At 61.0% G+C, this 14,026-nt stretch carries 7 protein-coding genes; 1 reads left to right on the top strand and 6 read right to left on the bottom strand.

The window, feature by feature from the left end:
• Window positions 1–3: 3 nt before the first annotated feature.
• A complete protein-coding gene (locus Mal15_RS32730; RefSeq protein WP_167547188.1) occupies window positions 4–5,097 on the bottom strand; it encodes an MG2 domain-containing protein in 5,094 nt (1,697 codons plus the stop codon).
• Window positions 5,094–5,636 carry an RNA polymerase sigma factor gene (locus Mal15_RS32725; RefSeq protein ID WP_147871574.1) on the bottom strand — a complete coding sequence of 181 codons (543 nt, stop codon included), beginning with the start codon at window positions 5,634–5,636 and terminating at the stop codon, window positions 5,094–5,096. Before Mal15_RS32725 ends, Mal15_RS32730 begins: the two co-directional genes overlap by 4 nt.
• A gap of 120 nt (window positions 5,637–5,756) precedes the next feature.
• Here Mal15_RS32725 and Mal15_RS32720 point away from each other — a divergent pair, with 120 nt between their 5' ends.
• Window positions 5,757–6,401, top strand: a complete 645-nt coding sequence (locus Mal15_RS32720; protein ID WP_167547187.1) for a PNPOx family protein — start codon at window positions 5,757–5,759, stop codon at window positions 6,399–6,401.
• Window positions 6,402–6,587: 186 nt separating this feature from the next.
• Here the strand turns inward: Mal15_RS32720 and Mal15_RS32715 are convergent, their stop codons facing one another.
• From Mal15_RS32715 to argC, 4 genes are all read right to left on the bottom strand, one after another.
• The gene (locus tag Mal15_RS32715) at window positions 6,588–7,682 is read right to left on the bottom strand and encodes a CAP domain-containing protein (RefSeq protein WP_147871572.1); all 1,095 of its coding nucleotides are present in this window, start codon (window positions 7,680–7,682) and stop codon (window positions 6,588–6,590) included.
• Window positions 7,683–8,046: 364 nt separating this feature from the next.
• Window positions 8,047–11,082, bottom strand: coding sequence for a VWA domain-containing protein (locus Mal15_RS32710; RefSeq protein WP_147872798.1), 3,036 nt, complete (start codon window positions 11,080–11,082; stop codon window positions 8,047–8,049).
• A gap of 593 nt (window positions 11,083–11,675) precedes the next feature.
• Window positions 11,676–12,698 (bottom strand): type II CAAX endopeptidase family protein, encoded by a 1,023-nt coding sequence (locus tag Mal15_RS32705; protein ID WP_147871571.1) that lies wholly within the window; start codon window positions 12,696–12,698, stop codon window positions 11,676–11,678.
• A gap of 3 nt (window positions 12,699–12,701) precedes the next feature.
• Entirely contained in the window at window positions 12,702–13,751 is a 1,050-nt protein-coding gene (argC, locus tag Mal15_RS32700; RefSeq protein ID WP_147871570.1) for an N-acetyl-gamma-glutamyl-phosphate reductase, read from the bottom strand.
• Window positions 13,752–14,026: the final 275 nt, after the last annotated feature.

Genomic DNA, 14,026 nt, shown 5'->3' with positions numbered 1-14,026 from the left:
GCGTCATTTGATCTCCGCCACCAAGGGCTTGTGCCAGGTCTTCGATTCGGCGGTGTAGTACAAGTACGCCCGGCTTGGTGGCCCGGTGTACTTGCCGGGGATCTCGGCCACGCAGGTGATCGGAATGCGTTTGAATTCGCGTGGCGCGAGCGTCCGCCAATACAGCACGACATCGCGTCCCCGCAGCTCGTAATAGTCGAGCTCTCCCGAATCCCGAAGCTTGTCCAAGCTTTCGATGACCGGTTCCAGCCCGCCGGGGATGCCCACGACGGCCACCGTCATCGGACATCCGACGTCGGTCGCGTTGTGGACCCTTGCGATGACGTCGATCGAATCGCCGCGGTTCACGTCGGCGGTTTGGATTTTCCCCGTGAAAGAAAGCTCCATCTGAATCGGACATTCGGGATCACTGGCGGGTGATGTGGTGCGTCCGTTGAAGTGGACGCTGAAAGGAAAGGTCGCGGCGGCGTCGCTGCGAAGCGTCAAGCGTGTTGAGGGATCGGCAACGAAGGCCTGGATCAACGACGGCGTCATCTCCCAACGTACGCCCTCGTCGACGCGTCCTTGCCAACGCACCGTTTCAACCACTTCGCCATCGATCAGCACGTCGACGCTGCCGCCATCGCCAGCGACCATTTGATCGTGCACGGCGATCAGCGCCTTGAGCGCCAGCACCGTGGCCTGGGTCGATCCGAATCCGCCGCCTTGGCGATGATCGATCAGCCATGCGGCCGCTTTTCTTGCGAGCTCGCGGTGGTCCTCGCTGCGCGACAGCGCCAGAATCGCCAGCGAGGTCGTTTCGACGGTGCGAGAGATCCCGCCACTTTGCGTGATCGTCGTCCGACCCACAAAGCTGCCATCGTCGTTTTGTGACTCGGCCAGCCGATCCAACAGCGTGTTTGAGGCGTCGGTTCGTCCGACATTGGCCAACGTGATCGCGGACAAGGCGATCAGGTAAGCGTCGTCACTGGCGGCGGCGACTTGCCGCATGGCGTCCAATTCGGCTGACAACTGCTCCACTGTACGTGACGCATCGCCGGCGGCCACGTCGGCTTGCGACAGCGCCCACAACAGGTACGCGTTGACGACCTCTTGTTGCACCGACCAGACGTGCAGGTGACGCGGGTTGCGTTGGAATCCGCCCTTGCCGTCACGCCGCGACAGCAACCACTCTCGGGTGCGTGTCAGCATGTCACGATCGATTTCGATGACCCGGGCCATCTCGGAAAACTGCATCAAACCGAACGCCGACAACGCTTCGTGTCCGGGATCGTTCCCGAACCACTCGTATCCCAGCATCGAACACTCATAGCTGGTCAGTTTGCGATAGCCGCGTCGCAGCAGCGACACCGTGCGTCGCTTCGACGCTTCATCGACGGCGCCCTCCAATTGCAACAATTGAAACGCCATCACGTTGGGGTAATTCGACGCCGACGCCTGTTCGAAACATCCATGCGGTTCACGCAAGATGCTCTCCAGCCCTGCGCTCAACTGCGACCGCGTGCTGGGAAAGAATTCCAGCCGGGCCGACAATGACCCGGCGACGATGGATTCAGGCAACTCGGCTGACAGTGATGTGGTCTTGGTCAGCGAACCCGAGGTGGTGACTTCGAACGGAAATCCATCGGGAACAATGCGGACTGAGCGTTCGACTTGGTCGGCGAGCGTTCCGCCTTGGAGCGTCGCCGAGACCCGGATCGTTGCTTCGGTTGGTTTGGCGGCATTGGAGACATCGATGGGGAAGACTTCGGTGACGCGATCTCCTGCGGCGATGGATGTCAGCGCGGTGTGACGTGCCGCGCTCAGTGAATCGTCCAGACCCAGTTGAACGTCCAAGGCGCCGTCCTGGTCGGTGGCATTGACCAGACCGACGGGTAGATCGATACGATCACCGCCGGTGACCTCCAAGGGCAACTTCGGTTCGACTTGAATCGGAATCTCAGTCACCACCGCACCGCCTCCGCTGCCCAGGCGACCGTCGCTGCTGTGTGCGTCGACGGCGACACGGAACATCGTCAGCGAATCCGACAGATCGAACCGAATGCTCGCCGTTCCCGTCGAATCAGTCACCATCATCGGGTTCCAATACAACGTTTCGGTGAAATCGCGACGCACGTCCGATTCGGTGACGCGATGCAAGTGGGCGTACTGACGGATCGGAAATCGCAGCTCGTCCATCAATTGATCGGCCAATGTTTTCGCATCCAGGTCACGGGACTGTGCCCAGCGCCGCAATTGTTCCTCGGAAAGACGTGAAGAGGAGGTTTCCGTCGGAACCTTGGCTCCGTTCTTTCCCAAGAACACTTGGACAACGCGTTGAACAAAGGGGGCTTCGGCGGGCGCCCCGGCTTCTTCCCGGCCCTCGATTTGTGCCGGGGCCGGTTGGCTGCTGACCGAGGGTGCATCCATCATGGGAGCGGCGTCACCGACGGCCATCTCATCGACCGCTTCCGACGTCGCTTCGACACGATAGTTTTCCTGGCTGCCTCCACAGCCAGATTGTGAAACCATGAATGCCACAAACAGCAACAGTCCCGCTGCGACGGCAGCCGATTTTTTCGGCCGAACCAACAAAGCGAACAACCAAAATGCTCCGATCAGGATCAACGCGATGCGGACCTCCGACACGAAACCGCGCCATGCCGTGGTAATGCGAATTCGATATTCGCGCATTTGAGCCGCGATGGTCGCGTCGTTCGTCTGTGGGCCGGCGACCAGTTCGGATCGTCGTCCGTCAAGCTCCAGCAAGCGCGTCAACGCCTCGCGAAACGTCTCGTTGAATTGATTCGGTGATCCGCTAACGAATCGCCGCCATCCTTGCGTGCCCAGCAATAAATCCAGACTCTCGGCCGCTTCGGGTGAATCGTCCAGATAGAAATCGGCGTGCTCCAAGTCTTCCGGCGATTGGATCTCGCTGGTCAACAGGAAGTGTGTCGCGATCGAGGGCACGTCCTGTTGCCGCAAGCTGAGTGCGGCGTCGTCGACGACGCGGACGCCGAGCACGGCACCGGGGACGCGTTGGTCGTTTTCATCGGTGACTTCGATGGTCATCCGCACCGATTCGCCGGGCGAGTGGACGCGCCGATCATCGTCCACGCTGGCGGTCACGTTCAATTTCTTGACGCCTTTGCGATAGACCAATCGTTCGACCAGCGGCGTCGCCGTCTCGCCTTGGGAGTCCAACACCGTGACGCGGATCACGCCGGCGGCGCGATCTTGAATCGGCACCGTCACGTTTGTGTCACCGATGCCGATTTCCGCCGTCGAGACACCGACCAGCTCGCCGCGACACACCAAGCGAACGAGGCACGATCGACGTTTGGTGCTGCGGATCGTCATCGAAATCGGCTCACCGGGGGCAAATACACCGTCACCGGTATCCAAGACCGGCAAGGCTTCGACGACCGACGGCAACCAGGGCGTTTCGGTGATGTCCAGTGGCGAGGTGATTCGCAAGGAGTAACGCTGGCCCGACTCGGGTTTTAACTCGAACCGTCCCATCCCGTCACGCACCGTTTGGACACTCGCGACCATCCGGCCGGCTTGCGACAGGATTTCGCCGGCAATCTCGATCGGGTTGCCATCGGTGTCGCGGGCGGCAAAGTAGACCCGGTTGGTCACGCCGCCGACCAGATAGCCGCCTTCGGGATAAAAGTCGACTTCGGCGCGTCCGGTGTGAATCGGGATCGGCCGGGCCGCCGTTTCGGTCACCGATCCATCGTCGATCGCGATCGTCAGCGTGCCCTCGCCCTGTCGGATCACCTTGGGCATTTCGAACGCCACACGAAGATCACCATTCAAACCCAGCGAATCGGTCGATTCGTGGATGACGGTGTCGTCGACGATCGCGCGGATGCGGACCGCCGCGGCGACGGGGATCGAATCATCGGCGCGGCGGACCGACAACGTCGCTTCGACGCGATCCGATGCGCTGTACGATCGCTTGGAAAACTCCAGCTCCGTTTTCAACCGGACCGCACGATAGCGACGTACTTCCAACTCACAAACTTGGTCCGGGAAGAATCCGTCCAGGCTTTTGGCGATCAAGTGGTAAGTCCCGCCGGCAGCCGATTCGGGAATCACAAAGGCGCCGTTGCCGACGCCTCGCTCGGTGACCCCTTCCAGAATCGCACCGGAAACAGCCGCGCCGCTGGCGTCGGTCAGTTCGAAGCGGATCGGGACATCGATGTGTGCCGCAAGCGTTCGACGGTTCAGCGTGACCGAGCGGAAGAACACCGTTTCGCCCGGACGATACACCGGACGATCGGTGGATAGAAACGTCAAACAGCGTGTCGGTTCCAAGGGGACGGTCAATCGGATCAGGTCCTTGCGACCGGTCGGATTGGCGTCGACGTGCAACACCGCATCACCGGGAATGGCCAGTTCGTCGGGCACACGTATCCGCGCCGGGCCTTGCCCCGACGTCTGGGACGTTCCAAAGAACAGAACGACGCCCTTGGAAATCACCTTGAACGAGATCGTCGCCGGAACCACCGGCATCGATGCATCCAATGTGCCGCCGGATTCCGGATCGGCGGACTTCGGACCGACGGCGACCAGGAATTCGTTGCGTGCCCCCGCATCCGTTCCGCTGACCGGCTGGACCGCGACGCGCAAATCGGCATCGGGCGTGGGGGGACGCTCGCTCCAATAGCGAACCGTGCTGATCGCGATGGCGAGCGTCGCCGCGGTTGCCAAGGATCCGATCCACAGACGTAAGAATCGATCCGGTGCCGCAGCCGCAACCGAGCCGGAGGGCGAATTAGCAACGTCGACGGTCGCATCATCGGAACAGACGTCGTGGACCGCGGGTGGCGGTGTAGCGATTGACGCGTTGATGGCCGGCGGAACCGTCGTCTTCTGGTCGGCCGCCGCACTGACCCTGGGCGGTGCGCTGACCTTGGCCGCTGCGGCCAGTTTCGACGCCACCAACAGCGTCTCGGCCCAGACCTGGGCGACGGTCGGATCGGTGTCGATCCGCTGCTTCAGCGCCGCGGCTTCATCCTCGTCCAGCAATCCGTAATGCAATTCCAACAGCGTTTGACGCAGTTCGTCGTCGTCGCTGGCAAACGTGTTTTGTTTCGGGTCGTGGTTCATGACAGGTCTCCCACGCATTGGCGAAGCTGGCGGATGGCAGAACGCATCCGGGTTTTGACGGTCCCCAGCGGCAACGACATCGCGTCGGCGATTTGGGAATAGGTCAGTTCGCCGTTCTGACGCAGCAAGAACACCTCTTGCTGTTCCGGCGGCAGCGTCGCGACGGCCCGCCGGAGCCGTGCGAGTTCTTCGTTTTTCATCAGCCCGTTCGGCGGGCTGTCAGCGGTCGAAGCCATCGGAAGGTCCTCGTGCAGGGAGGTTCGACGACGATTCCAGGCGGTTTTTCGAAAATCGCGACCGGTGTTCAGGGCGATGCGAAAGACCCAGGCCCGCAGGTTGTGGATGTCATCGATCTGGTGTCGGCGATGCCAACACTTCAAAAACGTTTCCTGCAACGCATCCCGGGCGTCTTCCATGTTTCCGACGACGTAATACAACGTGCCCAGAATCTCATCCGGGCAGGAATCGAAAAACACCTCCAAACGCCGGCATCGGGCGTCTTTCGTCGTGTCTTCGATCGATTCCGGATCGTCGGTCATGCGGTACGCCCGTGGCGGAAAATGCGTTGTCCGAAAAGTCAGACGAGGCAAGGGAGTGATCGGATTTTACAAAAACTGATACCATCGGCTTTTTCCCTGCCCGCTCTGCGAGTCTCCGGCGTGACACTCTCCTTGGCGTTCGACCGACTGCTCCAATCCGACCAGCCCCTGGACGGACTGGACGCTCTGATTTGGAACACCCTCCTCGGCGGCGCGGAATCGTCGCAGCATCCCTGGAATCTGGGAGCGTTTTCAACGACCGATCTTCAACGCGGGGCGATCCCGCAACCGAAGTGTCGCACCGTCGTGCTGCGCCATGCGGATCCGCGTCGCCATGCGGTCGACTTTTATACCGACGTGCGGTCGGACAAGGTTCGCCAGCTCAATGCCGCGGGTTCCCCCGCACCGGTGTGTTGGCTGTTTTACGATCCGGCGTCCAAGATCCAGCTTCGGCTAGACGGCGCCGCGGTGGTGATTGATGGTGACCAGGCCGACGAAGTGTGGAGACAAACGACACCGGACAGCCGAGCATCATATCTCTCCATCCGTCCGCCGGGCGAGCGAGTCAACGCGTCCCAACCGCCATCCACCGCAGACCGCTTCGTAACACGAGAAGAGTCCGAACGCGGGCGGGAGAACTTTCGAATCGTGCGGACGACGGTTCGGCACGCAGACTGGTTGTACCTCCGCCGCCAAGGGCACGTGCGATCGGCGATCGACTACGATGCGTCGGGCGGAATCGACGCGCACTGGGTGGTACCCTAGTGATCCGCCGCAGATTCGTTTCTGGGTTGCGTGTCGTAGCGGAAGCCGCCAAGGCTTTCGCCCCCCGGTGCGGCGTCGCCGCGCCAGTGCGAAACTCTTGGCGAGTTCCGCTACCGGAAAACCAAGCGGCGACGGAATACGAGTCGAGTGACCGCATTTTTTGATCACCCCATCGTTTGACCAACCTTATTTCCTGCGCCGTCGCAGCACCGCGGGAATCGCGAACGTCGTCAAGGCGAAAAAGGAGGACGGTTCGGGGACCGCCGTGATCGCCGCGTCCAAGAAATAGTTGGAACCGGAAGAGCCAAGTCCGGTGCTGCTCGCCGTGCGACCAAAGGCAAAGATATCGACGCGGTCGGGGGAACCGAAGCCATCATCGTATTCGATGGTGTAGGCTCCTTGAGCATCGGTGGTCGTCGTGCCAAGCAACACATTCGAGGCATCGAACAAGTCGACGGAGACGCCCACCAGCGCGTCCCCCGTCAGTCCATCAGTGACGTAACCGAAAAAAATCGAGTCGTCCATCGAAAACGTTTGGGCCAGGTGCTGAACTTGAGTGACATCACCCGGCCCCCAGCCCGCGTCAACGATTCCGATCCCGGCATGGGTAAAGTCACTGCTGAGCATCGAGTTGCGATGCCCCGGAGGGCTCTGGATGCCATCGATGCCAACTCCCCAGTCGATCGCAAACCCCATGTGCATCAGATCGGGACTGGGCGTCCAATCGGCCGCGATATTTTCTCCGGCCGATAACCAATTCACGCCCGCATTGGTGAACCGATCAGCAAGCCCCGGCGCGCCGGCAACCGCGTGCGGATTCGAGGTCATCCCGGCGTCGTTCTCGACCCATGTCGCGTACTGATGAGCCGACCATCCGATGTTGTCGCTCCAAAGGTAGGGGCTCAGTGAACCAGCGGTCGGCAAACTGTCAAACTGAGACTTGATCGTCGCTGGCACGGTCTGAAAGAAGTCCATGCTTCCGGTCACAAGATTGTTGCCGAAGTTGCTGGCCCACCAACCGGAAGTGTGCGTCGCTTGGCCAGACAAGAGCGAGTCGAATTGGACCTTGGTGCCACCGTACCCGAGCGTCTGAAATGCCTTGTACAGTCCATTTCGCGGGTCGGCGCGAAAGTCGTTGATGGAATTGAATGCGCTTTGCTCGTTGGCATCGGCGGCGCCATAGTTGATCGCCGTGAACACATCGGCGTGGGCGGTCGAAGCGAGTAGCGCCGAAAGCAGAACAATACGAAGCGCGAAACGAGGGCTCGTCAACTGAAGCATCGAAGTGATTCTCCCCAAAAGGTCTCGCCGTCCATCCCGGTGATCTGGAGAGAAGGCTCTGGTCGCGGATACTGGGTAACGATCGTAAGCGTTTCGTCGCCAATTACAACGCGTTTCTTTCAGCAGATCGTGACAATAGCGGCAATCATCGCGGCAGACCGAGAGATAACTGGCGAGATGCCGCCATTTTTGACCGACCCATTTTTGACCCTCGCCTTGTCTGCACGGCTTCCAGCAAGCGACGCGTTAAAAAAACGTTCCTCGGGCATCTCCGTTGGTGTCTAGCCTTGAGGTGATTCATGGTCGCTGCTCCGCAGCGACAGTGGGCGGCTAAAGCCTGAACACCAGCGATTGGCGCGTCTCACTACTCGCCCTTGTCTTTGCGGGCGCGGCGTTTGGCTTCCAGCAATCGCTCGGTGTAGCTGGTTTGTTTGGGGGCTTCGACGGATTTGGATTCCGCCGGCGTTGATTTCGTTTTGCCGACGTCTGACAACTCGACCGCGTCGTCGGACGGTTCGACGCGGGTGGGGTCAAAGCGAACAGCCGCCCGGCGTTTCTCCAAGCCTTCGTCGATTTGTGATTTGTTCTTTCGCAGCGCGTCGAGTCGCGTGACGACTTCGGCAGCGGAGTCTTTTTCGCCACGCATCTTTTTGATCGTCCGGCCGACCCAGCCGAAATCAAACGCGATGCGGCGGACCATGACGTCGCCGAGGAACAGACAACAGCCACCGAGCACGAACCAGGGCCAGGCGTCACGGATGCTGCGGGCGAGTGCCAAGCCGCCGCGGAAGACGTCGGTTTCGACCAGCTCTTCGCTGGCCCGATTTTCCAGCGGCGCGGTGACTTCGCCGACCGTCCCGCCGCGTGGTTCGGTCGCGGCCAGCGATTCGATCAACGCCAAGTTGGTTTCGCGCACGCGGTACTCGTCGCTATAGGGCACGGTGACGCCGGTCGTCAGCGGCGCCGCTCCGGGGCCGGGGACGACGTTGACGAAATAGCTGCCCGCGGTGGTTGCCGGGAATGATCCGACGTAACGTCCGGGGGCCGCCTGTCGCATCGAAAGCGGAATCGGGTTCAAGTCCGCATCAAGCGCGGTGGCGCTCATCTCCAGAAAATCCAGAAACGAATCGTCGCTGGCCAGTGCGTTGACGACGACTTGGACTTGGCCGTCTTTGACACTCGTGGCGATCGTGAACTTTCCCGTGTCGCCGGTCGGCCTCATCAGCCAACGCACCAGTTGGCTGTAGAATTTGTCGTAGTCGGCCCAGTCGTTCCAGGCGCCGGCCCAACGCGCCCCGGCGTCGGTCGTCAGCACCGCGGTGCGACCGAGTCCATAGGTCCATGCGGCCAGGATCGTGGCGTTTTCAGGTTGGTCCGGCTTGGGCGACTGGATCAACACTTGCGCCAGCGCGCTGTCCTTGGTTTGCGTCATCACAAACCCGGTGATCGGTGGCAACACGCGATCGATTCCGTCCAGCATCGCGTGCGGAAAGATCACTTCGGGGACGGCACCACCGGGCGGTTCATACACCAAGGGCTTGGACACGCGACGTGCTTCACGTTGGAAAATCCGCGGCAAGGCGCGGCCCGATTTGACGCTGTAGTATTTGCCGCCGGTTTGCGTCGCGATCCGTTGCAACCGCTGGCTGCCGGCCAGCCCGTGGGAGGCGACCGCGACGGTGCTGATCGTGATGTTGTTGTTCTTGAAGGCGGCGATCGTACCGGGCATCGGGTCGCTCGGGTCGCCGTCGGAAATGATGATGCAGTGCTTGACCGACGCGGGGGCTCCGGAAAGCGACTTCACCGCCATCTTCATCGCCGGATCGAATTGCGGCATGTCGCCGGGCGTCATCTTGCTGATCCGGGCGAGCATGTTGCGGCGATTCGGTCCGACTTCTAATAACCCCGGTGACGACGGATACCCGCCCCACAGCCAGGCGTCGCCGTTGAAGTTCCAATGGAGCACGCCGGCCAAGTCTGACGGCCCGAGTTGTTCGATGGCGGACTTGCAGATCACTTTCTGCCAGTGGTTTCCGTCGGCCATCTCGCTGGCGTGCATGATCAAGGCGAGCGCGCCGACGGCTTGCACCTTGGCGTTCTTGATTTTGAAATCGACCGGCATCGCCTTTTCGATTTCCGATCCCGTCCAGCCGCCGGCACCAAACGCTTCCGGGCCGCCGATCATCAGCAACCCCGCACCGAGTTGTTGCGTGTTGCGGACCAGCATTTCGATTTGCGGGTCGGTGAACGAAACGATCTCGTTCTCGTTGCTGCCCGAAACACGCGGGACGCCCGCCAGGATCACCGCGTCATAGGCTTGCAGTTCGGCAAGCGAACCGAACAGGTTGTCGTTGGCTTGAGTGACGACTTCGATGTTGTTGTCGCGCAGCCGGCCGACCAGCAGATCGAAATCGCCCAGCCGAGTTCGATCTTCGATCAATAGCACACGGCCCTTGCCACGCACGTGAGTGTACGCGGTCGCACTGTTGTTTTGACGCAGCCCGTCGTCGTCCTTGCTTTCGGGAACGAATTCCGCTTGATAGATGTACGGTGCGGGTTGTTCGATGGTGTGCCGCAGCGGAAAAACATTCTTGCCGGGCTCCAATGTGATGTCCTGTTCCAGCAAGATCGATTCGTTGTCGCCCACCTTTTGCTTGACACGAATCTTGCCCTGGGTCGGCTCACCACCTTCGCTCGGGGCGTCGGTGTAATTGTTGACGACGATCCGGGCCTCGAACGGCTGTCCCTTGCGAATGTCACTGGGCAAATCGATCTTCTCGACCAACACTTCGCTCTTGGCGTCCAGCATGACGGGAACCACGTCGATGCCGATCCCCGCGGCGGCGACGCGGGCAACCAACTTCCGTGCCTGCCCCAGGTTTTCGTTGCCGTCGGTGACCACCACGATCCGCCGCGCGGTGTCCTCGGGCATCGTGGCTTGGGCCAGATTCAACGCGGATTCCAAATTGGTCGCGTCGCCGCGATCCATCAAGCTTTCCAGACGCCGCAATCGAATCTCGTCGTCAAACGGTGGAATCTCGATCGATGCGTCACGGCCGAACACGATGATGCCGGCTTTGTCACCGCGTCGGCCGTCGCGGTGACGTTTGACGTTGCGGACGACAAAGTCCAACATCACCTGTCGTTTCGCGCTGGGAATGCTCTCGGATTGATCCAGCACGTACATCACCGTGATCACGTCGCTGACGCGAACCAATTGCACGCCGGCCAAGGCAAATACCAGAATCGTCCAGACGAACGTTCTGAGCATCAACGCCAATGCCCGCCGGGTTTTGCCCAGCACGCCCAACGACCGATAGCCCAGGTACCACAAGACGGGCAGCGCGAGCATCAACCACAGGTAAATCGGATGCTCAAAACTGAGACGATAAGGCAACATGGCGATTCGGTAGGTGGAGAGCAGCGGCGCGCGGGCCGTTTCCTTCTGGCGAAGAACGTAGCTTACCATCTCATGGCCGGGGGCACGACGAAGCAACCCTCCCCGGCCAGCCCGTGCGGTTTCACGCCTCGCTGCCGGGCTCCGCCTGGGAACGGCGATTGCCAGCGGCCCGTCTGGGGTGCACAGAATTTGGAATCTGCGGTGGTTTAGAATTCAAGCGAAATGATTCCGCGATGGATGTTCGACTCACAGCATCCATCAGGCAGCGAAATACGAGTGACATCAGCCGATTCGCGCAAGCGTTCGGGCCCCAGCGTCGATGAGGGCCCCAGCGTCAATTGGTGGCCCCAGCGTCAATTGGCGGCCCGTAGGCTGGCGCCAAACGGCTGATCCCAAGACAGTTTCGCGGAATCGAAAGCGCCACAATCCTACAAAAAACGCGGACAGATCGAACGATTCTGCACAGCCCAGGTTCGGTCCCAGGCTGCACGCGGGGTGTGTGGCCGGAGCCACACGTGCAGTGCGTTCCCAAGGCAGAGCCGTGGAACGAGCCCGAAGCGCGAGCGCCGCGGCACCCCTGAATCAACCGGCCACTAAACCGCCGGCTCGGCCCTCAGCGTCACCGCCTGCGGCACGGGCAGACGCCACATCGCAACGGCGGTCAACATGGCACCGAAGAGCCCCAAGCCGATGACGACCAGTAGGAACAGGGCCATCTCGGGCGTCGGATCCTGGTCTTGGGTTTCCGGCCCCAGCACGACCGCGAACACGCTGATCGAATTGTTAACGAAGTGCCCCAGCATCGCCGGGAACAGCGAACCACTCCGCCATGCGATCACGCCCAAATACAGGCCCAACGGGAACACCGCGATGATATGGATCAAGTCCATGTGGAAAATGGCAAACAAGGCCGATGACAGCAGGATCCCCAGTGCCGGACCGATGCGTCGATTGAGCCGTGTTTGCACATAACCGCGAAACAAAAACTCCTCACAGAATGCAGGCGTCGCGCCGATCAACAACGCCAACGGAACTAGAAAACCTGATTCACCGTGGCCGCGAAAGATGTCCGACATCATCTTCAAGCTTTCGCTTTCTTCCATCAGCGAACCGACCGCGATCGACGAGATCCAGCCGATCAGCGGGGTGGTCAGGGCGGCGGCCACCCAAGCCCAATACGGCCAATGCCCGCGGATCAGCGACAATCGCCGACTGAACCCGACCGGAGACAACCAGGCGGCGATCAGCGTCGGCATCACCAAGGCCACTTGCGGTGCGACGACCAATAACAACAGCCCGACGCGCGAGGAGGAAACCGTCCTCATCGCTTCGGCGCTGACCATCATCCGCGGGCTGAACTCGCCGTGAACGACGAAGAACGCGACCACCATCATCACCAGGCTGGACAGCAAAAACGTCGCCAGCGAAATCAACGGCAACAACAAAGACGGCCAGATTCGCGGGCGGTCCCGTTGCACCGACCGCTGCAGTCCATCGTCGCCATCCTCCGCCAACGCCGACGTGACGCTGGTCCCCTGTCTGATTGCACTCGGTGCCGAGTAGGGATTGGCGGCGTCTTGTTCGTGCGGCGGTTCGCCGAAAGGTTCTTGTGTCACTCGTTAGCCTAGACCGGATTTCTGGTCGTATCCGAACATCACGTTCATGTTTTGTATCGCGGCGCCGCTGGCGCCTTTGGCAAGATTATCAATCGCCGACAACAGCACCAATCGCTCTCCGTTGCGGCGCACCGCCATCTGAACATAGTTTGTCCCGGCTACATGTGCGGTCGCCGGCAAGTGATCGACCGGGGTCACGAAGGGGCTGCCGGCGTAACAATCGCGCCAACACTGCATGACCCGTTCAATCGCCGCGTCGGCCGATCCTACGCTGCGCCCTTCCTCGGCCAACCCCTCTGCGGGGCGGACGTAGATCGTCGACAAAATTCCCCGGCTCATCGGCGTCAGGTGTGGTGTGAACAAAACGTCGGTGGCGCGGCCTGAAATCCGCTCCACCAAATCCTCGATCTCCGGCTGGTGGCGATGACTGCCCACCGCGTACGCCGCGATCGATTCGTTGGTTTCGCAGTACAGCGTCCCCACCTTCGCGCTCCGGCCTGCGCCGCTGACTCCGCTTTTGCTGTCGATGATGATGTCGTCGCTGCGGATCAATCCGGCACGAATCAGCGGCGCCAGCGGCAGGATCGCGCTGGTCGGATAACAGCCCGGGTTGGCCACAACGTCGGCCGACGCGATTTCGTCGGCGTAAAACTCTGGCAACCCGTACACGGTCCGCCCGACCCGCTCCGGCCAGGGATGCTTGACGTCATACCACGATTCGTAGACCTCCAGCGAAGAGAGCCGGAAATCGGCACTGAAATCGATCACTCGCACCCCCGCATCGACCAATTGCTTGACCGTTTTTGCCGACGCCGCGTGGGGCAGACAACACATCGCCACGTCACAGCGTTTGCCGATTTCAGCCGGATCGAGTTCTTCCAAGTGCAGATCCAATCGCCCGGCCAACGAGGGATGCACCGAGGCGATCGGATTGCCCGCTTCGGCACGCGCCGTCGCCACCGTCAGCTCGGCGTGTGGGTGTTGGGTCAGCAATCGGGCGACTTCCAATCCGGTGTAACCGGTGGCGCCGATCAAGGCGACAGAGAGCGACATGGGGGCAACGACACTGTGGGCGAGGGGATGAAACAGCAACCGAACACGAGCATCGTTTGGCAAGCGCGCCGCAAACGCAAGCCGGCGCGGCAATTCGGCCGGACCGAACGCCGTCTTTGCACCCCTGTTTTAGGGGGTTCGGTTTTTTGGGATGTATGAATTCTAGGAATTCTTAGGATACGGATAACCACTAGGTGGGAGAAGGCATTACCCTGATGAGGTTTTCATTTGGTTTGCTCCGCCGTTTCCCCAGACGCATTGTCGGCGAGGCCGCC

This window comes from Stieleria maiorica, assembly GCF_008035925.1.
Classification (GTDB): Bacteria; Planctomycetota; Planctomycetia; order Pirellulales; family Pirellulaceae; genus Stieleria; species Stieleria maiorica.
This window is presented reverse-complemented; position numbering and strand designations above follow the sequence as displayed.

What these genes read in the sequence shown, in the direction of transcription:
- Mal15_RS32730 (WP_167547188.1), bottom strand. Translation starts at nt 5,097, where the DNA reads ATGAACCACGACCCGAAACAAAACACGTTTGCCAGCGACGACGACGAA.
- Mal15_RS32725 (WP_147871574.1), bottom strand. Translation starts at nt 5,636, where the DNA reads ATGACCGACGATCCGGAATCGATCGAAGACACGACGAAAGACGCCCGA.
- argC (WP_147871570.1), bottom strand. Translation starts at nt 13,751, where the DNA reads ATGTCGCTCTCTGTCGCCTTGATCGGCGCCACCGGTTACACCGGATTG.
- Mal15_RS32710 (WP_147872798.1), bottom strand. Translation starts at nt 11,082, where the DNA reads ATGTTGCCTTATCGTCTCAGTTTTGAGCATCCGATTTACCTGTGGTTG.
- Mal15_RS32715 (WP_147871572.1), bottom strand. Translation starts at nt 7,682, where the DNA reads ATGCTTCAGTTGACGAGCCCTCGTTTCGCGCTTCGTATTGTTCTGCTT.